At 57.8% G+C, this 26,666-nt stretch carries 20 protein-coding genes, 1 tRNA gene and 1 other RNA gene; 19 read left to right on the plus strand and 3 right to left on the minus strand.

What is annotated here, in order from left to right; translation table 11 throughout:
• Nucleotides 1-84 precede the first annotated feature (84 nt).
• Nucleotides 85-900, plus strand: a complete 816-nt coding sequence (locus AC6IY8_RS13260; RefSeq protein ID WP_497775000.1) for an amidohydrolase family protein — start codon at nucleotides 85-87, stop codon at nucleotides 898-900.
• Nucleotides 901-954: 54 nt separating this feature from the next.
• Here the strand turns inward: AC6IY8_RS13260 and AC6IY8_RS13265 are convergent, their stop codons facing one another.
• The gene (locus AC6IY8_RS13265; protein ID WP_497775001.1) at nucleotides 955-1,326 is read right to left on the minus strand and encodes a hypothetical protein; all 372 of its coding nucleotides are present in this window, start codon (nucleotides 1,324-1,326) and stop codon (nucleotides 955-957) included.
• 224 nt (nucleotides 1,327-1,550) lie between these two features.
• On the opposite strand from AC6IY8_RS13265, the gene ssrS reads away from it, so the two are divergent.
• The 4 genes from ssrS to AC6IY8_RS13285 all read left to right on the plus strand — a co-directional run bounded on the left by ssrS (nucleotide 1,551) and on the right by AC6IY8_RS13285 (nucleotide 5,184).
• Nucleotides 1,551-1,739: non-coding RNA, 6S RNA (ssrS, locus tag AC6IY8_RS13270), on the plus strand.
• 112 nt (nucleotides 1,740-1,851) lie between these two features.
• Nucleotides 1,852-2,688, plus strand: a complete 837-nt coding sequence (gene lgt / locus AC6IY8_RS13275; protein ID WP_497775002.1) for a prolipoprotein diacylglyceryl transferase — start codon at nucleotides 1,852-1,854, stop codon at nucleotides 2,686-2,688.
• Between the two features lie 24 nt (nucleotides 2,689-2,712).
• Entirely contained in the window at nucleotides 2,713-3,855 is a 1,143-nt protein-coding gene (locus AC6IY8_RS13280; protein WP_497775003.1) for an RluA family pseudouridine synthase, read from the plus strand.
• 93 nt (nucleotides 3,856-3,948) lie between these two features.
• Nucleotides 3,949-5,184 carry a VWA domain-containing protein gene (locus AC6IY8_RS13285; RefSeq protein WP_497775004.1) on the plus strand — a complete coding sequence of 412 codons (1,236 nt, stop codon included), beginning with the start codon at nucleotides 3,949-3,951 and terminating at the stop codon, nucleotides 5,182-5,184.
• A gap of 15 nt (nucleotides 5,185-5,199) precedes the next feature.
• Here AC6IY8_RS13285 and AC6IY8_RS13290 read toward each other — a convergent pair whose 3' ends face one another.
• The gene (locus AC6IY8_RS13290) at nucleotides 5,200-6,225 is read right to left on the minus strand and encodes a VWA domain-containing protein (protein WP_497775005.1); all 1,026 of its coding nucleotides are present in this window, start codon (nucleotides 6,223-6,225) and stop codon (nucleotides 5,200-5,202) included.
• Between the two features lie 244 nt (nucleotides 6,226-6,469).
• Here AC6IY8_RS13290 and AC6IY8_RS13295 point away from each other — a divergent pair, with 244 nt between their 5' ends.
• The 13 genes from AC6IY8_RS13295 (at nucleotide 6,470) to AC6IY8_RS13355 (ending at nucleotide 20,298) form a co-directional block, all read left to right on the plus strand.
• Nucleotides 6,470-7,747, plus strand: a complete 1,278-nt coding sequence (locus tag AC6IY8_RS13295) for a VWA domain-containing protein (protein WP_497775006.1) — start codon at nucleotides 6,470-6,472, stop codon at nucleotides 7,745-7,747.
• A gap of 267 nt (nucleotides 7,748-8,014) precedes the next feature.
• On the plus strand, nucleotides 8,015-8,599 hold the full coding sequence (locus tag AC6IY8_RS13300; protein WP_497775007.1) for a GTP-binding protein: 585 nt from the start codon (nucleotides 8,015-8,017) through the stop codon (nucleotides 8,597-8,599).
• 89 nt (nucleotides 8,600-8,688) lie between these two features.
• Nucleotides 8,689-9,648, plus strand: coding sequence for a protein-methionine-sulfoxide reductase catalytic subunit MsrP (gene msrP / locus AC6IY8_RS13305; RefSeq protein ID WP_497775008.1), 960 nt, complete (start codon nucleotides 8,689-8,691; stop codon nucleotides 9,646-9,648).
• Between the two features lie 146 nt (nucleotides 9,649-9,794).
• Complete coding sequence (gene fumC / locus AC6IY8_RS13310; RefSeq protein WP_497775009.1) at nucleotides 9,795-11,192, plus strand: class II fumarate hydratase; 1,398 nt, start codon at nucleotides 9,795-9,797, stop codon at nucleotides 11,190-11,192.
• A 62-nt stretch (nucleotides 11,193-11,254) separates the two neighbouring features.
• Nucleotides 11,255-12,448, plus strand: a complete 1,194-nt coding sequence (locus AC6IY8_RS13315; RefSeq protein WP_497775010.1) for a VIT1/CCC1 transporter family protein — start codon at nucleotides 11,255-11,257, stop codon at nucleotides 12,446-12,448.
• Between the two features lie 143 nt (nucleotides 12,449-12,591).
• Nucleotides 12,592-12,668 (plus strand) — tRNA-Pro (locus AC6IY8_RS13320).
• A 280-nt stretch (nucleotides 12,669-12,948) separates the two neighbouring features.
• On the plus strand, nucleotides 12,949-13,575 hold the full coding sequence (gene greB, locus AC6IY8_RS13325) for a transcription elongation factor GreB (protein WP_497775011.1): 627 nt from the start codon (nucleotides 12,949-12,951) through the stop codon (nucleotides 13,573-13,575).
• Nucleotides 13,576-13,799: 224 nt separating this feature from the next.
• A complete protein-coding gene (locus tag AC6IY8_RS13330; protein ID WP_497775012.1) occupies nucleotides 13,800-15,137 on the plus strand; it encodes an NnrS family protein in 1,338 nt (445 codons plus the stop codon).
• 113 nt (nucleotides 15,138-15,250) lie between these two features.
• The gene (locus AC6IY8_RS13335) at nucleotides 15,251-16,348 is read left to right on the plus strand and encodes a TIGR04053 family radical SAM/SPASM domain-containing protein (protein ID WP_497775013.1); all 1,098 of its coding nucleotides are present in this window, start codon (nucleotides 15,251-15,253) and stop codon (nucleotides 16,346-16,348) included.
• Nucleotides 16,349-16,414: 66 nt separating this feature from the next.
• On the plus strand, nucleotides 16,415-16,864 hold the full coding sequence (rpiB, locus tag AC6IY8_RS13340) for a ribose 5-phosphate isomerase B (protein WP_497775014.1): 450 nt from the start codon (nucleotides 16,415-16,417) through the stop codon (nucleotides 16,862-16,864).
• 12 nt (nucleotides 16,865-16,876) lie between these two features.
• Nucleotides 16,877-17,590 carry a GDSL-type esterase/lipase family protein gene (locus tag AC6IY8_RS13345; RefSeq protein WP_497775015.1) on the plus strand — a complete coding sequence of 238 codons (714 nt, stop codon included), beginning with the start codon at nucleotides 16,877-16,879 and terminating at the stop codon, nucleotides 17,588-17,590.
• A gap of 68 nt (nucleotides 17,591-17,658) precedes the next feature.
• Nucleotides 17,659-18,951, plus strand: coding sequence for a serine hydroxymethyltransferase (glyA, locus tag AC6IY8_RS13350; protein ID WP_497775016.1), 1,293 nt, complete (start codon nucleotides 17,659-17,661; stop codon nucleotides 18,949-18,951).
• 174 nt (nucleotides 18,952-19,125) lie between these two features.
• Entirely contained in the window at nucleotides 19,126-20,298 is a 1,173-nt protein-coding gene (locus AC6IY8_RS13355) for a glycosyltransferase family 4 protein (protein ID WP_497775017.1), read from the plus strand.
• Between the two features lie 490 nt (nucleotides 20,299-20,788).
• Here AC6IY8_RS13355 and AC6IY8_RS13360 read toward each other — a convergent pair whose 3' ends face one another.
• Nucleotides 20,789-23,407 (minus strand): M1 family metallopeptidase, encoded by a 2,619-nt coding sequence (locus tag AC6IY8_RS13360; RefSeq protein WP_497775018.1) that lies wholly within the window; start codon nucleotides 23,405-23,407, stop codon nucleotides 20,789-20,791.
• 190 nt (nucleotides 23,408-23,597) lie between these two features.
• Here AC6IY8_RS13360 and AC6IY8_RS13365 point away from each other — a divergent pair, with 190 nt between their 5' ends.
• Nucleotides 23,598-26,663, plus strand: coding sequence for a DUF4982 domain-containing protein (locus tag AC6IY8_RS13365; RefSeq protein WP_497775019.1), 3,066 nt, complete (start codon nucleotides 23,598-23,600; stop codon nucleotides 26,661-26,663).
• The last annotated feature ends 3 nt before the right edge of the window (nucleotides 26,664-26,666 follow it).

Raw genomic sequence — 26,666 nt, forward strand, 5'->3', positions numbered from 1 at the left:
CAGCTTTGTTGTCGTGACCCGGGTCACTGCAAATCAGTCTCCTCCCCGCTACGCTGAAGCGAAAGTTGCAGCGAGGAGCGCGCCATGTCACATACGCCGATCATCGATGCCCTCCACAGGATTCCAAGGTCCGGCACTGCGCAGCAGATCTCAGATTGCGTTCTTTTCAACCAGGACCTCGCTCCGACGATGTCCGCCGATGGGATTGCCGGAGCCGTATTGGCGCCCTGCAATTGCGCGCAATGTCAGCACCAATGGAATTGTGCTGACCGCAGGACGCACGAAGTCCGAACAACAGCGAAGCGAAATTCAAGTCGGCTTCGTGGTCTCGGCTGTTATGACCAATTGCGAATCGGTGAGAGCCTTCGCTGGATCGATGAGGGCGTCATGGAAGGCGACCTGGCGGGAGCTTACACGAAGGCCGAATGCAGCGTCACAGGGTTGGATGCTGCGCGCATGTATCCGCTTTACGGAGCCTGCGCCAAGCTTCGAGTGCCGATGGTGATTGAGTTCGCCACCTGCGATGGGTGGACGTATCAGCGGCCCCAGGTGGAGATGATTGCGGCTGATTTCCCCGAACTCGACATAGTCATTGCCACTCCGGTGCAAACCGACAGCGCGACGATCATCACAATGATGCAACGCTTTTCGCGAATTGCGTTCTTGTTATCGCCCGAGGAGCTGAGACAGAATCGCGCGTTTCGCGAGTTTGTGGAATTCAGCGGCCGTGAGCGAGTGTTATTCCGTGCTCAGGGAAGCACGTGGTCCGATGCAGTCGAGGCAGTCCATTCACTCGAGCTTGGCCCCACGGCGCTCGCCGCATACCTGTTTGAAAATTCGGCGCGATTGTTCAAGTTCGACATGGGATTGCAAGCGCACGAAGTGAATCGGGTTCAATAAACAAAGGCTCGTTCAGAGTGTCCTAAACGAGCCTATCGTTCGTAGTTTCCACTGTTACCAGCGCCGATCCCAATCCCGATCATGCCAGTAGCCGTCGCCGTCACGATCCCAACCATAGCGGGCGTTGGCGCGAAATGCCTGGCGATATCCCCGCTCGTATCCCTCACGATACTCGCGATCTTCATGATCGCGGTAGGAGCCGTGTTCATACAGGATGAACCCTCGCCCATGGCGTGCGTCCTCGCGTCCCGAGTGTGCACCGTCACGGAAACCCGCCCTATACTCGCGAGCTTCATGATCATCGTAATAGTTGTTGTAGTATCCCCACTGCACTGGCTTGATGGTCGCGACCTGTTGTGCATGGGCGCTGCCGATCAGGGAGCCGAGACTTAAGGCAGCGGTCGTCAAGATCGTTCTTATTTTCATTGCTTCTTCTCCTCTAACCCAGCCGCTACGTGGCGCCCGTGCGGTGTGTTGAGATAACGAACACGTGAGTTCGAGAGAAGTTGCAAAAGAGGAATATTCGCCGAGCAAAATTGCAACATTCGTAATCAGCGATGTTTCTCGGACACGCATTTCGGGTGCCAACATTTCGCGCCGCTCCGCTTGCGCTTCGGCGCACGAATCCATAGCATCTAATTCTTAACGGTGCCGGCCTGCAAAGTTGGTGATGGGGTGGTACACCACTGCGAACCGATATTTCTAAATCGGGTGCCTGACTCGAAAATTGGTCTGGTGTGCTGATCCCTCGTCGGATCGGCCTAAAGGACCACGGAGGGCGCCCACCTGGTGCTTTCGGTTCATAGCAACCCCGCCCCACACGGCCAAGCGGACTGGCACTTAGACTCCTAGCGGCGAACTTATCCGCTATCGCGAATCGTGTGTGCATTCCACCGATCCTTTGAATTCCCTGCGACCGTGGGGCACGCGTTTCCATCTACAATAGAAAGCGTGTTCCCTCACTTCTTTCATATCGGCTCGTTTGCACTGCCAACTTACGGACTCATGGCTGCTCTGGGCATGGTGTCTGGCCTCTCGGTCGTATTTCATCTTGCGCGCTTCCGCAGCCTTGATCCTGACCAGATGTGGAATCTTGGCGGAATCGCTGCATTCAGCGGGATCGTGGGAGCCAAACTCCTGATGCTGATTGTGGACTGGCGCGACTACGTTGCGGAACCAAGCCGCATCTTCAGCGTCGCCACCCTACAGTCAGGCGGAGTGTTTTCTGGCGGGCTGGTGCTGGCCATCTTTTGTAGCTGGTGGTACGTGCATCGTCAGCGCATTCCTTTTCTCTCGGCCGCCGATGTATTTGCTCCCGGAGTGGCCCTAGGGCACGCCTTCGGACGCATTGGATGTTTTGCCGCCGGATGCTGCTACGGGCGCGAGACTCACGTGCCCTGGGCGGTGACGTTCCACAATCCCTGGGCTGCGGAGTTCTCTGGAACACCGCTGGGCAGACCTCTGCATCCGACGCAGTTGTACGAGTTCGTCGCCGAACTAATCAATTTCGCGTTCCTCTACTCGCTCTGCAAGCGTAAGAAGTTTGAAGGTCAGGTGATTGCGCTTTTCATGATCGTTTACGGCATCGAGCGCTATGTATTCGAGTTCTTCCGTGGCGATCCCGGACGAGGCGAGGTTCTCGGCGGGTTGATGAGTGGAACGCAACTGATCGCGCTCGGCCTTGTCATCAGCGGTTTCATCATCTACGCTCGCCGCACCCCTTTGCGTAGCTTGCAAATGACGGCGGCAAAGCCGAAGACTGCTACTCCGACCGCATCACGAGCCTAGCCTCACCTGCTATGCTCAGAAGCGATGACACGCAAAACTGCTCGGCCGACAGAAACTGAAAACATTGACTCGGAAGACCTGCTGACCGCAGCGCCGCAGGACGGCGCCTCCTCAGAGCCAACGCTCTTCAATGCCACAGAGGAAGATGCCGGAGTGCGCCTGGATCAATACCTCGTGTCGCAGATTCCGAACGTCAGTCGTGTACGAGTTCAGCAACTTGTGGAGCAGGGCAAAGTTCTGGTCAACCAGCGCCCGGCCAAGGCTTCGCTGAAGCTCAAAGGTACCGAGCAGATCGAGATTACTGGCGAAGTAGAAGCCGCGCCGCTCAAGGCCTTCCCCGAAGACATTCCCCTCGAAGTTGTTTTCGAAGACAAAGAACTGGCCGTGGTCAACAAGCCCGCTGGCATGGTTGTCCATGCAAGTAATGGCAGCGCGGAAGATGAGCGCAATCGCGGAACCCTGGTGAATGCGCTGCTATTCCGGTTCAACAAGCTCAGCGAACTCGGCGGCGAGCTGCGTCCGGGCATCGTGCATCGCTTGGACAAAGACACCAGCGGTCTGATCGTTGTTGCCAAGAACGACCTCGCACATCGCAAGCTCGTCGATCAGTTTTCTTCGCGGCAGGTGCACAAGACGTACGTGGCATTGGTTCACAACTGGCCGAAAAAAGAAGAAGGCACGGTGAACGATCCAATCGGGCGCGATCCTCGCAACCGTACACGGATGAGCACCGCCGGTATTGAGGCGCGTTCCGCAGTATCGCACTACAAGCTTCTTGAGCGGCTGCTGACGCCCTATGGACGTTTCGCAGTCGTGGAGGTTCGAATCGAAACCGGCCGCACTCACCAGATCCGCGTGCATATGTCGTCCATTGGCCACCCGATCGTTGGCGACACGCTGTATGGCGCTCCGCAGGTACTGCTGCCCAACACGCTCGCGCGTGAGCGCCACGGAAACGCGATCAGCTCACGCACCGAGGCGAAAAAAGCACGCGCGCACGGTGAGAGCGCAGCGACGCTATCGCTGCATCGTAATTTCCTCCATGCCATGCGGCTCAGCCTGACGCATCCGAAAAACGGGAAACCCTTGGAATTCCAAGCTCCCCTACCAGAAGACCTGGAATCGTTTCTGGATAAGCTGCGTAAATCGGCTCGTACTCTAGACTGATCCTCCTATCGCCGAACGGGGATTTACCTGTTGCGGCCATGGAACGAACGTTACCTGTCCAGAGTTTTGCCTGCCCGTTATACACTTGAGCATATGACAAAGCTGGTATCTGCCCTGTTTAGCGCCGTCCTATTGCTTAGTTCCGCGGCATGGGCACAGAGCACTCAGGATCTGCCGTCAGCTCCTTCCACTGTGCAGCCCCGATTCCCGGGCGCTCCGGCCAAGCCGCCGGAGAAACCGGCACAGCCCGCACCTGCGACGACCGAGGAAAGTGGTTTGAGCACGCTCCCGCCAGCGGCACCTCCGGCCACCGCCGAGAGCACGGCGAGCACCGCCCCACAGCAGGAACCGCAGACAAAGCCCAGCGACAGCTCCCCGCAGAACACGAAATCTGAGGCGGATTCGACCCTGCTTCCAGATGTTTCCGACGACGCTCCCGCGCAGAAATCGCAGAAGTCCTCGTCGTTGCAGGAATCTGATCCCGGCGTCTATCGCATCGGCGTCGAGGTCGATCTCGTCGATCTGATCTTCACTGCGACGGACAAACATGGCCGCTTCATCAAGGACCTGAAGAAAGATGACGTTCGGCTTCTGGACGAGGGCAAGGCACCGGTTCGCATCGACGCATTCGAAAGCGAAACAGGGCTCCCGCTGCGAGTAGGCCTGCTGGTCGATGCCAGCAATTCGATTCGTGATCGTTTCCGCTTCGAGCAGGATGCCGCGGTGGAATTCCTCCATCAGGTTGTGCGTCCGAAGTCAGACCGTGCCTTCGTCATCGGCTTTGACTCCCTGAGTGACCTCACACAAGATTTCACGGACAACACGGACGCGCTTGCCCATGGCGTACGCGTTCTGCGTCCGGGCGGTGGCACGGCTCTGCACGACGCCATCTTCCAGGCGAGCGAGAAACTGGCCAAGGCGCCTATTCGCGGCCCTTCACGCCGAGCCATCATCCTGCTGAGCGATGGAGACGACAACCAAAGCCGCCACACTCGCGAAGAAGCCATCGAGGCCGCGCTTCGAGCCGAAGTGATCATCTACGTGATCAGCACCAATATCACCGATTCAGACAAAAAGGGTGACAAGGTCCTGATGCGTTATGCCGAGGCAACAGGCGGAAGGGTCTTCTTCCCGCTGCGTTTGGAGGAAGTCGCGAATGCGTTCGCCGAAATCCAGGACGAGCTGCGCAGCCAATATGTGATTGCGTATAAGCCGCAGAATTTCGAGCAGGATGGGCGCTATCGCTCGATCTCGATCGATGCCCCGCGTCGCCCCAACGTCAAGATTCGCGCGCGCAAGGGATACTACGCGCCGACCCACAAACAATAGGCAAACGCGCTCAAGTTAATCCTTGGGCGCGTAATATCCCTTCCGGGCCTGCACTTTGTAATCGGAACTGATAGTCTTCAGCTCGAGCTTGCGATACTTCCCATCCGCCGCCGTATTGGTTGGGACATAGCCGATCATGTATTGGCTGCGAAGCTCGGTGCCGATCTCGTCGAAGGCTTTCCGCAGCTTCTTGGGATCGTTGCCCACGTCAATCACGCGCCCGCCTGTTTGCTCCGCCAGTTTATGCATCTCGTGATCGCCCGGCATGAAATTGGCGCGGTCGGCGATCATAATCACGTAAACGATGACTTCGGAGCGCTGAGCGGCTTCAATAGCGTTGGCCAGTGTTTCCTGGCTTCCCTGATCGCCACCGTCGGTCAGCAGTACCATTGCTTTGCGGCCGGTTTCTTTTTGCAGCTTGTCGTTGGCCGCCAGGTAAACGGCGTCATAGAGCAGCGTTCCCTTGGGCCGCAGAACCGGAATCGTACCCTGCCCAGCGCCGGCAATTCCTCCAGCGCCGCTTCCGCCGCCATCGTTGATGCGGGTTTTATCCAGTGCTCGACGCAGACGCGCAGTGTCATTCGTGTAATCCGTCAGCAGTTCAACGTCGATATCGAAATTGATCAGAAACGCCAGATCCTTGGATGTTAGGACATCGCGCAGGAATGCCGCTCCCACTTCCTGCTCCATCGGCAGCACGCGTGTCTGGCTGCCGCTGGTATCGATCAGCAGCCCGAGCGTGAGAGGCTGGTTCGACTCCGCAGCGAAATACTTGATCGTCTGCGGCTTGCCATCCTCGGAAATCTGGAAATCCTCTTTCTTCAAATTCGGAATAAGCGCACCATGCTTGTCCTTCACATTGAAGTACAGGCTCACCAGTTGAACGTTGGCCTTGAAGATTGCGACCGGCTCATCCTGGTCCGCTGTCTTGTCCTTCAGCCTTGGCGTTTCGGGCAGGGAGTAGCCGTTGTCGTCTGGCGCATTCGAAGCCTTCGGTGGCTCTTTCGGCGGGCGCTGCGCCTGTACCGCGCTCGACGACATCAAACAGACAGCGAATGCGAGAATCGCGGGTATTCTGACTTGCCTTAGGGTGAGCATAGCTTCTCGACTCGTGCAACGTTAGTCTAGTATGTACGTAGCTTCGGTACGTGACTAAAGCACTACTATGATTAGTTGCCATCGAGGGTATTTTGGCAACGTCAAATGCAATGCGACTTGCGGATTGGCAATTCTGAATCCGGAGTTGAGCTCTGCGGAGGGTACCAGGATGCACCGCCCACGGTGTTTGGCCATTTTGCTTCCGATTCTTCTTTTCACATCTCTGGTGTTGTTTGCCCAGCAGTCCCTACCGGACGCCCCTAAGCCGCAACCGGCGCCGCAGTCTTTGCCCGATGCGCCCAAGGCCCAGACGCCGATTCCTCCCGCCGGAGTTGGCCAGTCCACGGCAGGAGAAGTAAGCTCGGCTGACACCGCTGCCGAAGCCGAAAATGAGAATGCCACCCCGGTTCGCAACCCAAATACCGGCCGCGTGGTCCCCTCCAATCGCAAAGCGAACTCGACCAGCAGTGGCTACGACAACATGGGAACAATCGTCGTCAACGTCAACGCGATTCCCGTGCCGGTCACGGTGAAGGACGCCAACGGACGGCTGTTCCCCGGCCTGACCATCGACAATTTTTCCGTATATGAAGATGGCGTGAAGCAGAGAATCACCTTCTTCAGCAGCGATCCCTTCCCCGTCTCCGCGGCAATCATCGTGGATATCGGTATGCCCGAGATCGCGCTTCGCAAGGTGAAAGAAACCTTCGGAGCCCTGACCGGAGCCTTCAGCCAGTTCGATGAAGTCTCGATCTATACCTATGGCAACACCGTGCGACAGCAACAAGACTTTGTCTCAGCTTTCGGCGACACGACGACCCATACTCTTGCGAGAGTGCAGCAGGTCGAGGGCCGCAACGCCGGGCCAGCCGCCTACAATCCCATGACTGTCGGCCCTTCGGTGAACGGACGGGGCTTCGATCCTGGTCAACAGCGAAATGCGATTGAGAACGCGCCGCCCAAGGATGCCGAGCCTTCGCGTGTGCTCAACGACGCCCTGCTGCAGGCAGCACAGGATCTTGGCCGCCGCGCCAAGGCACGTCGTCGCGTGATCTTCATCGTCTCGGACGGACGCGAATATGGTTCCCGCGCCAGCTACAAGGACGTGCTTAAGGTATTGCTCACGAACAATGTCAGCGTGTACGGCGTTGCCGTGGATGCTGCGGCGATTCCCGGCTACAACAAGCTATCGAAGATCCATCTCCCCCGTCAGGGCTACAGCAACGTGCTGCCAAAGTTCGCGTCGGCGACGGGTGGCGAAATCTTCCGGGAGTTCACATCCGAAGCTGTCGAGTCCGCCTACGGCAGCGCCATGGAAGAAGCGCGCAGTCAGTACACGCTGGTGTACAACACCGACGCAACGAAATCGACTACTTACCGCAAAATCGAAGTGCGTGTAAGCGGCTACGGCACGAGCCTGAAGGTGTATGCGCGCGACGGCTATTACCCAGTACCGCAGAAATAAGCATTCCCTAAGATCGCCCCGGGTATGAGACGCTCCGGGGCGTTTTTTTCAGTTGGCGAACTATCCAGCGTTTATCATTTTCGGCATTGGGCGTAGTACTCAGGATGGCACCGGGTCACAATGTTTACAGTTAGATAGCCCTTCCGATGTGGTATAACCCAACTATCTGCTCTGTTCGGAGCAGGCGAATCGGAAACCCCCGCGCATACGGTGTATGCGACCGATTGTGGCATCTTGGTGCCGCTCGGGGCCCCGCAAGAGGCATCATTGAGCTTCATCAACTTCGCTGCGCGCGAGATCAACTGCAAAATCGTCTATTACGGCCCCGGCCTCGGTGGCAAAACGACGAACCTGCAGCACATTTTCGACAAAACAGGCGAGCAGCAGAAGGGCAAAATGATCTCGCTTGCGACCGAAACGGATCGCACGCTGTTCTTCGACTTTCTTCCGCTCGACTTGGGAACAATTCGCGGCTTCAAGACCCGTTTCCACCTCTACACCGTTCCCGGACAGGTGTTCTATGATGCTTCGCGCAAGCTGATCCTGCGCGGAGTGGATGGCGTGGTATTCGTCGCCGACTCGCAGGCAGAGCGTGCCGATGCCAATGTCGAGGCTCTCGACAACTTGGTCGACAACCTCAAGGAACATGGCTACGATTTCGCCACCATTCCTTATGTGCTGCAATTCAACAAGCGCGATCTGCCCAACGTGCTCTCGGTGGACGAGATGAAGCGCCAGCTCGCGCGACGCGACGAACCCACGTTTGAGTCCGTCGCCTCCCAAGGAATGGGTGTATTCGAGACTCTCAAAGAGATCGCCCGACAGGTCCTGGTCGAGCTGAAGAAGTCCTGATCCTCCTCCGGCAGGCTAATTAGCTGTAACTTTTCCGCTCCATTCCTAATCGAACCCTTGGACAGGCAGCACGATTGAGGGTCTCAGCCGTGAAATTCAGATTTAACCAGTCAAAGTCTTCCGAAATCACCCCAAAGTCTCTGTACCTCGACCGTCGGCGCTTTCTGGCCGCAGCCGCTGGTTTCGGCGCCGCCGCGCTCTCGACAGAGAAACTGCTCGAGCTGTTTTCGCCCGCTATGGCAGCGCTCGCCGGAACCAGATTGCCGGCAACAAAGAGCTCCATCAGCACCACCGGAGAGAAGCTCACTCCGGTGCAGGACGTAACACATTACAACAATTTCTACGAGCTCTCGACGGATAAGGAAGGGCCTGCAAAACTTGCCGGGGGCTTCCATCCCCTTCCCTGGACGGTGCAGGTCGATGGACTCGTGAAGAAACCGCTGAAGCTTGATTACGACTCCCTGCTGAAACTGGCGCCACTCGAAGAACGTGTCTATCGCCATCGCTGCGTCGAAGGGTGGTCGATGGTGATTCCATGGACGGGCTTTCCCTTGAAGGCGCTTCTGGACCGAGTCGAGCCTACATCACAGGCAAAGTTCGTTGCCTTCGCCAGTGTCTCGCGACCAAGCGAACTTCCTGGGCAGCAGCGCGACGTGCTGAACTGGCCATATAAAGAGGGTCTCCGACTTGATGAGGGAATGAATCCGCTAACACTACTCACGGTTGGCCTCTACGGTGAAGCGTTGCCCAATCAGAACGGCGCGCCGGTGCGCGTCGTCGTCCCCTGGAAGTACGGTTTCAAGAGCGCCAAGTCCATCGTGAGAATCACCCTGACGGACAAGATGCCCGTTACCAGTTGGAACGAGGCCAATGCGCACGAATACGGGTTCTATTCCAATGTGAATCCGCAGGTGGATCATCCGCGATGGAGCCAGGCTAAGGAGCGCCGCATCGGCGAACTCTTCCGGCGCGACACCTTGATGTTCAACGGCTATGGGGAATTCGTGGCCGGCATGTACAAGGGCATGGATCTGCGGAAGGACTTCTAATCCATACCCTCGAGCCCTGCTCAGCGAAACGCGCCCACCTGGGTGCGTTTTCGTTTTCAACGACCACGACACAACGGAACTGCGAACACATGCACCCAACTCGGAGGTGTGAGCGGTTCGCATAATGTTCTGAAGGTGAGCAAGAGATGAACGAGACGCGAAAAGAACGCGACAGCATGGGCGAAATCGCGGTCCCAGCTGATAAGTTGTGGGGTGCGCAAACGCAGAGGTCCATCGAGTACTTCAGCATCGGACACGATCTGATTCCGCGTGAGATGATCACCGCATACGCCATCCTGAAGAAGGCTTCGGCCAATGCCAATCACGCCGGCCATCGTCTGAGCGATCAAGCGCACCAGCTCATTGTTCGGGTGTGCGATGAAATCCTCGCAGGACAGCATCAGGAAATGTTTCCGCTGCACGTCTGGATGACCGGCAGCGGCACGCAATTCAACATGAACATGAACGAGGTCATCGCGAATCGCAGTTCACAGATCACAGGAAAGCCTCTGGGCAGCAAAGACCCCGTGCACCCCAACGATCATGTAAACATGTCCCAGTCATCCAACGATACCTTCCCGGCGGCAATGTACATCGCATCGGCAATGGCCACCAAACAGCGACTCATCCCAGCCGTGCAGTCTCTTCACGACTCCATTGCTGCGAAAGCCGAGGAATGGAAGGACATCATTAAGATCGGGCGCACCCACATGCAGGATGCGACTCCGCTGACACTTGGACAGGAGTGGTCGGGATACGCAGCGTTGCTTGCCGATGACCTCGTCCGAATTAAGAATGCGCTCACAGGCGTATATCAACTAGCACTTGGCGGTACCGCAGTGGGCACCGGTATCAACGCAGCCGAAGGTTTCGCCGAAGCAGCGGCGGCCGAGATCGCGAGCATCACAGGACTGCCCTTCATCACGGCGCCAAACAAGTTCGCTGTGCAGGGCTCACACGACGCTCTCGTTCATCTCTCAGGAACGCTGCGCACCACCGCCGTTTCTCTCTACAAGATTGCCAACGATATTCGTCTGATGTCGTGCGGTCCACGTGCTGGATTCGCGGAGTTGATGATCCCGGAGAACGAGCCCGGCTCATCCATCATGCCCGGAAAAGTGAACCCTACGCAGGTCGAGGCGCTCACCATGATCGCCGTCCAAGTAATGGCAAATGACGTGGCAGTGGGCTTGGGTGGAGCAGGCGGCTATCTCGAAATGAACGTTTACAAGCCGCTCATGATCCACGACATCCTCCAGTCGATCACGATTCTTGCAGACGGCTGCACGAACTTCCGTCGTTTCCTGATCGAGGGCACGAAACCAAATGTCGCCAAATTTAAGGAGTACGTGGAGCGGTCATTGATGCTGGTAACCGCTCTCGCCCCTGTAATCGGTTACGACAAGGCCAGCGAAATCGCCCATCACGCCGCCGAGAAAGACTCGACCTTGAAGGCTGCCGCGCTGGAGCTTGGCTACATCAGTGAACAAGATTTTGACCGCATCGTGGACCCAGCCAAGATGGTGAGGCCCGGCGGGAAATAGAACCCTCTCGTGCGCAATGCTGCATTGTCCCGGCTTGTGTGCCGATTGTATGATGGCCGGTGATGAAAAATGGCGCACGAGAGAGAGTTCTGCACGCGCTTGCCCAGAACTGGCAAGCCGAAATGCGCGGCTTCCACACCTACAACGCGTTTTCTGAAAGGGATCACGACCCCATCCGCAGACGCATCCTGCGCAATCTGGCAGAGGCCGAAGCGCGCCATGCGTCCATGTGGGCCAAGCGCATCGTCGAGCTTGGCGGAGACGCGCCGCAGTATGACGGTCCTGCCGGAGGCGATGCCGACACTCTAGCCAGCCGCGTCGGTGGTGCGGGCATGGCGTTGCGCCGCCTGGAAATCGATGAGAGCCGCGACATCGCGCGCTATGGCAAGCAACTCGAAGAACTCGGCGACGAACCGAGCGTTGCCATCCTCAACCAGGTAATCGAAGACGAGCAGGAGCACTATCGCGAACTCGGTAGCCTCATCCGCGAACACTATCCTGCATCGGCCGTAGCTGAAATCAAAGCCGACCCGAAGGCAGAAATCGCCGAGCTGTTGGCAAAGCGTTCCAATTCCGGCAAGCAGGCCGCGGGATGGATCGGCGATGCAATCTACGGAGTAAACGACGGACTCGGCGCCATCTTCGGTATCGTGTCCGGCGTCTCCGGTGCAACCCTGGGAAACTCCAGATACGTGCTGCTGGCGGGAATCGCCGGCATGGTAGCCAGCGCCCTGTCCATGGGCTCCGGTGCGTATCTCGCCGCCAAGAGCGAAGCCGAAATCTACGAAGCAGAGCTCGCCCGTGAACGCGAAGCCATGGAGATGAACGGCCTTGAAGCCCGCGAACTGCTGTCGCTCTACTACCAGGTGAAGGGACTTCCGCAGGAAGACGCCGACCGCGTGGTGGATCACATTGCTAAAAAGCCGGAGCAAATGCTGCGAGCCCTGGCGGCCGAGCGATTGAACCTGACAGAAGAGGCCTTGAGTAATCCTGTGACTTCTGCGATGTCTGGTGCGCTCTCGACTGCAGTTGGAGCATTCATTCCGATCATTCCATTTTTCTTCATGAACGGCTATCCGGCGGTGATTGCCTCGGCCATCGTGTCGCTGGTTGCTCACTTTGCGGTAGGTGCTGCGAAGTCGCTCATCACCGTGCGCTCCTGGTTTGGTAGCGGCATGGAGATGACCGTTGTCGGAGCCGTAGAAGGCGTCGTCACATACATCATCGGCATCGGACTCGGCAAACTAGGAGCCTAAACCGCGTCAGCGCCAGAGCAACGGCATCGCTTTCTGGACCACTTCCCCTGCGCAGAGTTTGCGCAAGCGCGGAAATGCACAGCGGGCTTTTTGCGCAGGCTTGCTGCTCTGTTATAATCCAAACAACGCGCAACCGCGTCAGTCGGGGAGTGGCTCAGCCTGGTAGAGCACCTGGTTCGGGACCAGGGGGTCGGAGGTTCAAATCCTCTCTCCCCGACCATTTTCTTCAGTAACTTCCACCCAGATCAGCCGGTCTCGACGTCTGGGGTTCTCAAACAGGTTTCCCGCGGTTCGCCCCGCCCCATCGCGTAGGCGTTTGGGTGCTGCATTCTCTTCTTTTACCTTCTTTGCTTCCCGTTCTGTTATCACCGTTTCAACAACACGCGGGGACGTGAAAGAATCAGTTAAGGTCGCAGATGAGCCGTAAAAGCGGACGACCTTGAGTATATTCTCGCCGTTCATCTGCGTTCGATTGGGCACCTACTGGGAACACCTGCGAAATGCGAAAAGGATTTACGAGAAAGCCACAAGAGAACGAGCCCGCGACGCGCGTAAAGAACTACATAACGCCGAGCGGGCTGCAGCGCCTCAAAGATGAGCACCGGTTTCTGCTCACCAGGGAACGCCCGGCCGTTGTAGAGGTGGTGGCGTGGGCTGCCAGCAACGGCGACCGCAGCGAAAACGCCGACTATCAGTACGCCAAGCGGCGGCTGCGGCAGATCGATGGGCGGATCCGCTTTCTGTCGAAGCGAATCGAAGCAGCGGAAGTAGTGGACCCGGAAGCTCCGCGATCAGCCCAAGCGCAGGCGAGGGCATACTTTGGAGCGACCGTGCGCTATGCCAGTGCCGCCGGAGCCGAACGAGTGGTGAGCATTGTGGGCGCAGACGAGGTCGATCTCGAACGTAACCACATCAGCTGGATGTCACCTCTGGCGCGCGCATTGATGAAGTCGACAGAGGGCGACAGCGTAGTTCTCCACGCGCCGGGCGGCACAGAATACCTGACAGTGCTGGAAGTCTCTTATGAGCGCATTTCGATAGAGCCTTTCCGTGAACCACCTGGGTCAGAGGCCAGGCAAAAGGACTCCCGTACCAGCGCAACTCCAGCCGACGAAGAAGAAACTTAACGACACAGGCGGTGAAGAGCGACCAAGTGTTTGAGAATCAACTCTGAGCAGAGTTCCGCCTCCTGAAATTCATTGATCCATCGTGGTTTGCGTTTCCGTCCCGAGTCCCTGGAATCCAAGCTCGCTTTCACACAGAACTCTTCGTTCCCTGCGAGTGACGTTAGTCATCGCTGCCGCGCCTGATCCTGGCTAGGCTTTAGCCAGGATTAATCAGGAGTTCTCCCATGGCGGCACACGAAGCGAATCTTGCCAATCTCAATTCTTCTCTCGATAACCGAGTCGCAGAGACTAAGCGACGCGAAGTTGCACTCGCTCGCATGGTGATGACATACATCGGCACGGGACTCGCCTTCATGCTGTTGCCCGGAACATTCCTGGGCGTGTGGAACCTGCTGTCTATCAGTGGGAAGCACGCAGCCGATTCCGTTTCCCCCGCGTGGATTCAAGCGCACGGACATGCACAGGTGTTCGGTTGGATCGGCACATTCATCCTCGGAATCGGCTTCTATTCCATTCCGAAAATGCGCAGCGCGAAGCCGTTTGCAATGGGGGAAGCATGGGCCTGCTGGGCGATGTGGACCGCCGGAGTGCTGCTACGCTGGTCAGCCACGGTTTACGAATGGCATTGGCGCATCGTGTTCCCAATCTCTGCGACTCTTGAACTGCTGGCATTCGCACTTTTCTTCAAGACAGTTTCATCACATCGTCCCGCTGAAAATTCTGGCACTCGCCCTAAACTTGCTCGCTGGATACTCGTCGTAATAGCGGGAACGATTGGACTGCTCGCGACGTTGATAGCAAACCTCGTCGGTGCCATCGATGCGGCTTTGCATGCAACAGCGCCCGCACTTCAGCCGGGCTTTGATCAACGTTTCCTTGTGTTAATGGCTTGGGGATTCATGGTTCCGTTTGTCTGGGGATTCAGCGCGCGTTGGCTCCCGGTCTTTGTCGGACTGCGGCCTGCCTGCGAGCGCGGCCTTATCGTCCTCATCAGCGTGAACTCCCTGGGGGTTTTGCTGGCGATGTTTGGACTGTTCCGTGTGGCAGTGTTGCTTCTGCTTGCCTCCTCCATTCTCTCGCTACTTGCACTCAGGGTGGCATTCCCTGCAATACAGCAGGCGAAGACACACGGCATACATAGCTCATTCCCTTATTTCGTTCGACTTGCGTATGCATGGCTGGTTGTCGCTGCTTTGCTTGGGGTCTGGGCTGCTTTCGTCGCACACCCGGACGGCATTTGGGGCGCCTCGCGTCATGCGTTAACCGTCGGCTTCGTCTCAACCATGGTCTTCGCCATCGGACAGCGCGTTCTTCCCGCATTCAGCGGAATGCGCGTGCTGTATAGCCCTCGGCTGATGGCTGCTGCCCTTTCAACACTGACCATCGGATGCTTTCTGCGCGTGACGTCTGAAGTGCTGGCTTATCAGGAAATAGCGCACAGTGCGTGGAGAGTTCTTCCTGTTTCCGCCGTTATCGAACTCACAGCGGTGACTCTCTTTGCCGCGAACCTCGCTGCAACCTTCCTCACCCGGCCGCCCTCGCGATTGGTGCAAATCAAGTAGCCGGTGCGGGCGTGACATAAGTCATTTTGGCCGTGCGACTCGGATGCGAAACTGAACTCACAGTGGGGACAGCGATGACAACAACAGCGACAATAAGCAGCCCGGCAAGACTCATGAATATCGATTTTGATGAACGACCTTTCCTCGTGATTTGGGAGGCCACCCAGGCCTGCGACTTGGCATGCCTTCATTGCAGGGCTTGCGCCCAGCCCGCACGAAATCCGCTTGAGCTTTCAACTGAGGAGGCTAAGCGGCTCATTGACGATGTTGCCAAGATGCAAGCGCCGCTTTTCGTCATCAGTGGTGGAGATCCACTAAAGCGCCCGGACATCTACGAACTCGTGAGCCACGCTGCCAACCAGGGACTGCGCCCTTCCATGACTCCTAGTGCAACTCCGCTGCTGACACGCGAAGCGATCGCCAGGCTGCAGGAAAATGGTCTTGCACGCCTCGCCATCAGTCTCGACGGCCCAACAGCAGAAATTCATGATGGATTTCGGCGCGTCAAAGGCTCGTTTGATCTCACGATTCAGGGTGCGCGCTGGGCACGTGAACTGGGTCTTTCGGTGCAGATCAACACCACGATCACGCGTCACAATCTCAAGCACCTCGATAGCATTATCCATCTGCTCGAAGAACTGGACATCGCATTGTGGAGTGTGTTCTTTCTTGTCCCAACTGGCCGCGGATCGGACATCGACCTCATCTCGGCAGAGGAGTTTGAGGACGTTTTTGCGAAGCTGTATGAAACCTCGCGACGCGTGAAGTTCGACATCAAGAGCACCGAAGCACAGCACTATCGCCGCTATCTCCTGCAGCGCCGCACCGAACTCAAGCGTCAGGGCCAGACTGCGCAACTTCCGCCAGTGCTTGGTACAGCGTCAGAGGACGGAATCGGGCGCTCACCGAAGGGTATCAACGACGGCAAAGGATTTGCGTTCGTATCTCACATAGGCGAAGTATTTCCGAGCGGCTTCCTGCCAATCTCGGCTGGAAATGTTCGCAAGGAACCTTTGTCGAAGCTGTACCGAGAAAGCCCTCTATTTCAAAGCTTGCGGGACGCGAACAACCTCGAGGGAAAGTGCGGCCGCTGCGAGTACAAGCAGATTTGCGGAGGTTCGCGAGCCCGCGCATTCGCTCTGACCGGAGATGCTTTCGCCGAAGAGCCATGCTGCGCGTACCAGCCGCGAAAGCAAGAGCACACAAATTAACTACTGCCGAATTCGGCTATTTAGGAAGTTGTCCACCGGGAGAGCAACTCCGGTTACAATACAAAAATGAAAATCGCTTTAGGCGCTGACCACGCGGGATATCTCCTGAAAGGCCGAATTCGACAGTACGTGTTGGAGCACGGTCATCAGGTGATCGACGAAGGCACAAACACTTCGGACTCGGTGGACTATCCCGACTACGCCGCCAAAGTGGCTGAAGACGTCGCTGCAGGACGCGCCGAACGCGGTATTCTCGTCTGCGGTTCCGGCATCGGTATGGCGATCGCCGCCAATAAGGTTCCCGGCGTCCGCGCAGCCAACATCTGCAGCGAATACGAAGCTCAGATGTCACGCGAGCACAACAACCTCAATGTGCTCACGCTCGGTGCACGTATTCTCGACGAAAGCGCGGCCAAGCATATCGTGCAGATCTGGCTCGACACCCCGTTCTCCGGTGGCCGTCACTCTGGACGCGTCGACAAGATTCACGCAATCGAAAAGACACACACGATCTAGCCGCGGCTCGCGATGTCGCACGACCACACTCCCGACTGGCATGAGATCGCGAACGACTGGGAAGCGCTTTCCCAGTTCTACGTGAACTGGGCGGATCTCGACCGTTTCCGTCGCGCCAATGCAGCACTTGCAGCGCCGTCGCCCGGAGATCCGCGCGTTGTGCTCATCGGTGACTCAATCACCGAAGGATGGCGTTACACGGCCAATCCAGAAGGCCCCGAGTTGGGCGACTTTTTTCACGACAAGCCATATTTCAATCGCGGCATCTCTGGACAAATCACACCTCAAATTCTGCTCCGCTTCCGTCAGGACGTGATCGACCTTCAGCCTGCCGCAGTTGTAGTTCTTGCGGGAACAAACGATCTCTCGATGGATGCTCGCGATGTCGCGCTTGAGCACATCCAGAACAATCTGGAGACAATGGCGGAGTTGGCAACACTGCACAGTATTCGCGTGATTCTCGCGTCGATCACGCCTGTTGCCGAATACCCGTGGGCGCCTGGAATGCAGCCCACACCACGAATCATGGCCGTGAATCGCTGGATTCGCGAGTACTGCTCAACACACAGTCACATCTATCTCGATTACTTCACCGCGCTTGCGAACTCGAGTGGGGCGTTTCATCCGGAGTTCAGTGTGGACGGCGTGCATCTGAGCTACGCTGGATATGGCGCAATGGTTATGCCGCTCGAACAGGCAGTTCAACAGGCATTGGGAGGGCGGTAAACGCGCCTGCCCTTTTCACCCGCGCCCTATCCGTCGTACCCTATATATTCAGTCCAATAGGAGCTCCTATGTCTAATTCGACTATGTCGCGGCCGCTCAGCGCGGTGGACCCTGAGATCGCGCAGGCAATTTTCAACGAGGAAAACCGTCAGCATGAGGGACTCGAACTGATTGCCTCAGAGAACTTTGTGAGTGAAGCTGTGCTCGAAGCAGCAGGCTCGGTCTTCACCAACAAGTACGCCGAAGGTTATCCCGCAAAGCGCTACTACGGCGGTTGCGAGTTCACCGATGTAGTCGAAAATCTTGCACGCGATCGCGCCAAGCAGTTGTTTGGCGCAGAGCACGCAAACGTGCAGCCGCACTCGGGCTCCTCGGCCAACATGGCTGCTTACGCGGCTGTGATCCAGCCGGGTGACACCATCATGGGACTCGATCTCGCGATGGGTGGCCACCTAACGCACGGGCATAAGCTCAGCTTCAGCGGCAAAACGTATAAGGTCGTGAGCTATGGCGTAACGCGCGAGACGGAGACTCTGGATTACGACGAGATGGAAGCAATCGCCGTGCGTGAGCAGCCGAAGCTGATTATCGGCGGCGGCTCGGCGTACCCGCGCACGATCGACTTCGCTCGCATGCGACAGATTGCAGACAAAGTCGGAGCGCTGTATCTGGTCGATATGGCACACTTCGCGGGACTTGTGGCTGGTGGCGCGCATCCTTCGCCTGTGCCGCACGCGCACATTGTTACGACTACAACACATAAAACGCTGCGCGGACCGCGCTCGGGCATGATCCTGAGCAAGCAGGAATTTGCTGCGGCCATTGATAAATCAGTGTTCCCGGGATGCCAGGGAGGACCGCTGGTTCACATTGTTGCCGCCAAGGCTGTGTGCTTCAAGGAAGCGATGCAGCCCAGCTTCAAGGAATATGCGGCGCAGATTGTGGCGAATGCGAAAGTGTTGGCAAAGACGCTGGCCGACGAGGGCTATCGCATCATCTCGGGCGGAACAGATACTCACCTGATGCTGGTGGATGTGTTCAGCAAGGGAATGCTGGGCAGTGAAGCGGAAAAGGCTCTGGGACTGGCTGGAATCACAGTCAACAAGAATGCGATTCCGTTTGATACGAATCCGCCGATGAAGCCGAGCGGCATTCGAGTTGGGACTCCGGCACTGACGACGCGGGGCATGAAGGAAGCAGAGATGAAGCAGGTGGGACAATGGATCGCGCGTGCGCTGGAACAGCGTGGAGATGAAGCGGCGCTGAAGGCAATCCGTGGGCAGGTGTTCGAATTCTGCGAGCAGTTCCCTCTTTATCCTGAGCGCAGAAAAGCGCACGAGCCTGAGACTCTGCACGCGTAAGTTCGATTTTGGTACAGGGAAAAGCACGGCTGCGGCCGTGCTTTTTTCGTTTACGAGTGAGTGCAAGCAGTATCGGAATGTGAAATGGGGCGCGTAACGCTGCAAAGATTATCGCTTCGGTAACGGTTAGGCCGCAGACCATGCACTTCTGGTCAATGGCGGTAGAATTCCTCCTTGCCTGCTCGGCTCGGGTACACTTATCGCATGCGCATCGCGATCGACGTTCGGCGGATGTACGAGTTTGGTCTTGCGACCTACATCCGTAATGTCGTGCGAACCCTCGGCCAGATCGACGCCAAGAACGAATACTACCTGGTGGGTGCGGCGCAACGGTTCGAGCAACTCGGTTCGCTGCCGGAAAATTTTCATCTGCTACCCCTGCAAAATCCTGAAGCGACATTTGCCACGTATCTCGAGATGCACAAGGTGATCGGTGCGCATGAGGTGGACCTGATACATGTGCCGCATGTGTCGTGGCGTCCGATCATGTTGCGGGCTCCTTATGTGGTCACGGTTCACGATCTGCTGGACTATATGTATCGGGCGCGCACGAATAACGGACTGCGACGCATGGTGCACTCGTATATGACAAAGCAGGTGGTGCATCATGCGGCGCGAATCTTCGCGGTCTCGAATTTCACAAAGCGCGATGTGGCGCGCTATTTCGGCGTGAAGCCGGAAAAGATCGAAGTGGTGTACAACGCGCTCGATGAGAATTTCCGGCGCGGGCACGCGACACGCGCCGAGCAGGAGATGATTCGCGGGCGATATCAGGTGGACTCGCCCTTTCTGCTGTATGCGGGGCGCATCAGTCCGCACAAAAATGTGGCGCGCATCATTGAGGCGTTCTCGGCGCTGAAGGCGGAGTTGGCGAAAGAGGGCGCGTTTCCTGATCTGAAGCTGATTGTTATCGGCGATGAGGTTTCGAAAAACCCTGATATACGGCGCGCTGTGATTCGCAGCGGGATGCAGCACGATGTGCGCTTCCTGGGATATGTGTCAATCGATGTGCTGCGCATCTTTTTCGATATGGCGAAGGTGTTTGTGTTTCCGTCGCTCTATGAAGGTTTCGGATTGCCGCCTCTGGAGGCGATGGCACATGGGACTCCGGTGGTGGCTTCGAACACCTCTTCGTTGCCGGAGGTGGTGGGGAATGCGGCACTGTTGGTGAATCCGGAGAACGTGTTTGAGATCAGCCGCGCGCTGCAGAGGGTGCTGATGGATCAATGTTTGCGCGATCGGATGAAGGCCGCCGGGATTGAGCAGGCGCAGAAGTTTTCGTGGGAAACGTCGGTGAGAAGGATGCTCAGTGTGTATGAGCAGGTGCTGGCGGAGAGGAAGCGGTAAGTCGGTGGTTGGTGACCTGAGGCGGAGGTAGAGATACAAGAGGCGGCGGGGATCCTTCGCTGCGCTCAGGATGACACATTAAGAGCAAAAGCAAGAACAAGAACAAGAGCAAGAGCAAGAACAAAAGAAGAGCAAGAACAAGAGCAAGAGCAAGAGCAAGGACAAGAGCAAGAGCAAGGACAAGAGCAACCCCGAGGTCCTTCGCATCGCTCAGGATGACACCTCAAACAAAAACAAGAACAAGAACAAGAGCAAGAGCAAAAGCAAGAACAACCCGAGGTCCTTCGCATCGCTCAGGATGACACCGTAAAAACAAAAGCAACAACCCAAAGAGCAAGGGCTTTCAACCCTCAGGATGACGCTCTAAATAAAAAGGCAAGTGCAACAGCAAAACACCCACCTCTGCCAAAGACGGGCAGAGGTGGGGCACCAAGCGCTTCGCACAAAGCATTTGCGCGAAGCGTTGTTTAGGCCTGCAAGCAGAGGGTCTTTACTGCTGGCCGGAGGCGGTGGTGGCTCGGCGTTGCGTGAGCCACTGAGCAAGGGGGGCGGCGTTTCGTTGTTTCATTTCGACGCAGCCGGTTGACGTTTCCTGAGCTTCGCGAAGTTCGCGCTCGGTGCCGGGTTCGGGATGCTGCGCGAGGAACTGGTCGGCTTCCTTGCGCAGGGTGGGATCGCAGAACGAACTGGTGGCGTCGATGATGAAGCGCGGGCCACGGTCGGTGGACTTCTTCTTATAGTCGTCGTAATGAGACTTCACAAACTGCCAGCTCTGCTCGGTGCCGAAGCCGCTTTGCAGGACAGCGCCGGTGAGATACAGGTCTTGATTGCGCACGGCAGGAGTGAGGGTCCACTCGAGGGTGCGGCGCAGCAGGACGGGATCGCGGAAACTGGCGAGAGAGTAGAAGTAGGTGTAGTACTCCTGCGGACTGCCCACATTATTCAGCTTTCGGCGGAAGGCTTCGTAGAGTTGTGCATCGCCGTGCTCGGCGGCAACGCGGATGGCAGCCTGCGCCAGGTTGGGCTCGACAGACTTGGCATCAGCCATATAGGACTTGGCCAGTTCGCGGCTCTGGGCGATGATCTTGGGGTCTTCGCCGATGTTGCCGAGGGTGCGGAAGGCGAGCGCACGAAGCGATGCGGTTTCAGGCGCTTCGCCCGGCTTAGTGGCTACTCCGGTTTCGCTCAGCATGGGTTGCAGGTAGGAACGCACGAACTCCTGAAACTGCGGGCGGTCGGAGTCGGTGAGCAGGTAGCGGTAGATGTAGGTGAGGCGCGTAACGGCTTCCTCTACCAGAGCGCGAGTGTGATCCTGACGAAGGTTCTCGAGAAGCGAGAGGTAGTCGGGAACGCGATGGACGCCGGAACGCACGAGTGCCCACTCATCGTTGAGCAAAGAGATACGCTCGGCCGGAGTGAAGGACTGCTGGAGGTTGGTGCCGGTGCGCTGCAACGACGCGGGATCGTATCCGTAGCGGTAGTAGCCGACGGCGTTGGCGTTCGGCAATACCCAGCCGCATCCGGGAACAGTGAAGCTCTGCTGCGCGGCGCTGAGGAGCTGGCAATGCTGAGTGCCTGTGTTATCTCCGGCAACTTTTACGCAGAGCGGAATCTGCCAGACGGAATCACTGGAAGCGTTGAACAGCTTTGGATCAAAGAAGAAGCGCTTTTGTGAGGCCTCAATGCTCGTGGTGCCGTTGTTGCACTGCGATGCGAGTTGGACGAAGGGCACTCCGGCCTGAGTAACGAATGACGGCATGATCTTGTCCACGGGCTTGCCGGAAGAGGCAGTCATTGCGCCCCAGAAATCTTCGGCGGTGGCGTTGGCGTAAGCGTGGGCGGAGAGATAGCTGCTGACACCTTTGCGGAACTCTTCACGTCCGAGGTAGGACTCGAGCATATCGAGCACGGCTGCGGTTTTGCCGTAGGCGATGCCGTCGAAGAGTGCGTCGATCTCCTTGGGCGTGCTGGCCTGATTGCGAATGGGGCGCGTGGCCTGAACGGAATCAACATCCATCGACTGGCTGTTGCGGCGGACGCGATCGAGATTCACTTTCCACTCGGGCTTCCATGCTTCGACGGGCTTGGAGGCCATCCAGGTGGCGAAGCCTTCGTTGAGCCAGATGTCATTCCACCAATTCATCGTTACAAGATCACCGAACCACTGGTGCGCCATCTCGTGCGCGATAACAGAAGCGATGCTCTGCTTGGCATTTTCAGACATGGTTTTCTCATCGCCTAGCAAGAGTGGTTCGCGATAGAAGATGGCTCCCGTGTTTTCCATGGCTCCGGCTTCAAAGTCGGGGACGGCGAGCTGATCGAGTTTCTTGAACGGATACTTGATGCCGTAGTAGTGGTCGTAGAACTCGAGGATGTGCTTGGTGGCTTCGAGGGCGTAGGCTCCTTGCGCTTCCTTGCCGGGGACGGAGCAGATGCGGAGAGGAATGCCATCCTGCTCGCCGCTGATGCACTTCCAGTCTCCGACGGCGAGAGCGACGAGGTAGGTGGACATCTTGGGGCTGGTGCTGAACTTGATGGTGTGCTTGTTGCCGGGGCCGGGCGTGTCGGAAACGATGCTGCCGTTGGAGATGGCAGTGTCTCCGGTATCGACGATGGCGGCAATGTCGAAGGTGGCTTTGTAGGCAGGCTCGTCAAACGAGGGGAAGGCCCAGCGCGCGCTGGTGGACTCGAACTGCGTCACCGCGTACTTGCGATTGGTGCCCTGGCTTAGATAAAGGCCGCGCAATTTGCTATTGAGCGCTCCGCTGTAATGAATGGCAAGCGTGGCGGGGCCGGAGGGGATATCGCTGTCGAAGGTGAGCGTGGCCATCTGATCCGCGGCGTTAAGCGTGACCTTGGCGGTTTGCGATTTTCCGGCGGAGCTGATGGTGGCGCGATCGAACTTGATATCGACGGCGTTGAGGGTGATGGTGCGCGTGGGCGCAGGCACCTGAAGGTCGATGGTCTCGTCACCGATGAAGGTGTTGTTGGAGAACTCGGGCTGGAAGGTGATCTGGTAATGGCTGGGGACGGCAGATGCGGGGAGTCGCTGCGCAAAGGCGGAGGCGGAAGCCAGGCAGAGCGCGAAGCAAAGTACAACGTTTCTCATAAACCCTCTTCTTCAAAGGTTGTGGACAGTTGATAGTTTCTCCGATGCGGGGAGAAGCTGAAAAGCAGCCAGGGACGAGTTCGCCCCACATAGACGATGGTACGACGAGCGGCCGGGAATGGTTCCACGAGCTACGAGGGAATCGTGGAGCTTAGAATGGTGTCGCGAAAAAAGATAGGCCAGGGAGAGCATGAGAAAGATCCGAAAAAACGTGCGTTCGACGATGATGGCGCTGTTTTGTGCGCTGGTTTGCGGGCAGATGTTTGCGACGTCAGGGGCGGGGCGGACGGTTTGGAATTTCGATGCGGACTGGCGTTTTACGAAGTCGGACCCGGCGGGAGCGCAGGTATTCTCATTCGATGACGCTGCGTGGGAGGCGGTGTCGCTTCCACATACATTCAATGATGTCGATACATTTGACGACTGGTCGCTGCCGGGACATCGTGGTGAACAGAACCAATGGAGCGGAAGGACGTGGTATCGAAAGACATTTCGGCTGCCCGAGAAATATCGCGGAAAGCGAGTGTTCATCGAGTTTGAAGGAGTAAGGCAGGTTGCGGAAGTGTATTTGAATGGCGTGCTGCTGGGGACGAGCAAGACGGGGTTTACGCCATTTGGACTGGAACTGACGGAGCGGTTGAAATATGGCGCGCAAGACAACGTGATTGCCGTGATGTGCGACAACCGGTTTGCACGCGATCCGCTGGATGCGCAGACGGCGGAGGCTCTGCGGATGGCGGGAGCGCTGGGGCCTGTGGCGAATACGGATTTAGGAGCGATGGCGCGCGAGCAGAATGAGAGCCTGCCGGAAAACATCGAAGAGCTGAGGGCGGATCAGATTCCATGGAACAACCCGCATTGGCATCCGGCGCATGGCGGGATTTATCGCAATGTGCGGCTGTATGTGATGGATCCGCTGCATGTGGAGCTTCCGCTGTGGAGCTTCTTGCAGACGGCGGGGCCGTACGCGTATGCGACGAAGGTGGAGAAGGACGCGGCGGAGATCGCAGTCGAAGTGCCCATCGTGAATGGGCGCGCGACACGGCAGCAATTTGAACTGCGCATAGAGGTAATGGATGAGCGCGGGAGGTTGGCGGCGTCGGCATCGCAAGCATCCGCGATGGGGGCGGGCGAGCGGAGGACGTTCACGCTGAAGGCTCCGATTGCGAAGCCGGAGATGTGGTCAACGGAGCATCCGACGCTGTATCGGGTGGTGAGCACGGTGGTCGTGAAGGGCGAGGCCGTGGATCGGAGCGAGGTTCCGCTAGGGATTCGCGTGGCAAGGTGGGATGCGAAGCAAGGATTCTTTCTGAACGGCGAGCATGTGAAGTTGCACGGGTGGGGGCAGAAACCTACCGACGAGTGGCCGGGGCTGGGAGCGGCGTTGCCGGACTGGATGCATTTCTACACGCTGCAGATGATGAAGAGTGCGGGCGGGAATTTTGTGCGCTGGGGACATGCGGCGGCAGGCGCGGCGCAGATTGCGGCCTCGGACAGGCTGGGGATGGTGGTGGATCAGCCGGGGGTGGATGGAGAGTCGGACACGGTGAGGGCAGCATGGAAGCTGAGGGTGGAGGCTTTCAGGGATGCGGTGATCTATTTCAGGAACAATCCATCGATTGTGATGTGGGAGGCGGGAAATCAGAAGGTGACGCGCGAGCATGCGAAAGAGCTGCATGACATCGTCGATCGTTACGATCCGCATGGCGGGCGCGTGGTGGGGTATCGGAGGGCAGACAAGATCACAGCGGAGTTTATGGAAGTGGGCGTGGGGACCGAGGGCGGGCGAGAGATTGCCGGGTTGCCGGTAGTGGAGGGTGAATACGATCGCGAGGAGTCTCCGCGGAGAGTGTGGGATACGGCGACACCGCCGAACTTTGGGTATCCGGAGGCGAAGGGGCAGACGTATCAGTTGACGTCGGAGCAGTTTGCGGTGAATCAGGTGGCGCAGTATGTGAGGAAGCTGGGAGCACGGGATCACTCGGGCGGAGCGAACTGGATATTTTCGGACTCGACGAGCGGCGGGCGTGTGGGAGTGGAGGTGGCACGCGCAGGTGGCGAGGTGGATGGCGTGCGGCTGCCGAAAGAGGCTTATTTCGTCTGCGCGGCAATGTGGAGGGGCGATCCGCAGGTGCATATTGTGGGGCACTGGAATTATCCGGAGGGGACGAGGAAGCCGGTATACGTGGCATCGAATGGCGACACGGTGGAGCTGTTTCTGAACGGAGTGTCGCTGGGGCGGGGAGAGAGGTCGGATGGGTATCTGTTTACGTTTCCCGATGTGCGGTGGGCGGCTGGTGAACTGAGGGCGGTGGCGTATCGCCAGGGGAAGGCAGTAGCCGAAGATCGCAAGCACACGACGGGAATGGCGGTGGCGCTGGAGATGACGCCGACCACGGGGCCGGGAGGATGGAGGGCCGATGGATCGGATATTGCGCTGGTGGATGTGGAGGCCGTGGACGCGAGGGGCGAGCGGGTTCCGACGTGGCAGGGACGAGTGGATTTTGAACTGAGCGGGCCGGGAGTGTGGCGTGGGGGATACAACAGCGGCAAGGTGAAATCGACGAATCATCGCTATCTCGATTTGGAGGCGGGCGTGAACCGGGTGGCGATTCGGGCAACGAGGACGGCGGGGGTGGCGACGCTGGAGGCGAAGAGCGACGGACTGCGCAGGGCGGCGGTGCGGCTGGAGACAACGGCATTTGCGGCGAAGAACGGATTGGCGGCGGAGATGCCAGCGGTGCCGGAAGCGCATCTGGTAAACAGCGCGGGAGAGATCGAGGCGGTGGCGAGTTCGGCGCAGGAGGTGGGTGGAAAGTTTGTGCGGGGGTTCAACTATTCGGGGCCAGCGGGGAGATCGGTGCACGTGGAGTCCGAGGCGGCGAATGGAAAAAACGCGTATTATGATGCGCCATCGGCAATGACGGAGCTGCCGCGAGAGTTGGCGGGAGCGGACTGGGTGCAGGCGAGCGAGCGCGAGAGTTTGTATTCAGCCGTGGATCTGATGCAGTTGAGAGTTGCGGGTGGCACAACGGTTTTTGTAGCGCATGATGAGCGGCTTGGAGTGCCGGGGTGGCTGGGGCAGCAGTTTAAGGCTACAGCGATGACGGTTCGGGTGGATGGAGTAGCGATGCGGATCTATACGCATCCGGCGGCACAAGAAGAGAGCCTGACGCTGGGATCGAATGCGGAGGGAGTGGCGGGCCAGCAGGGGATGATGTACGTGGTGTTTGTGAATTCTGACCGGGAGAAATGACCT

It is taken from the genome of Koromonas soli (assembly GCF_059726265.1).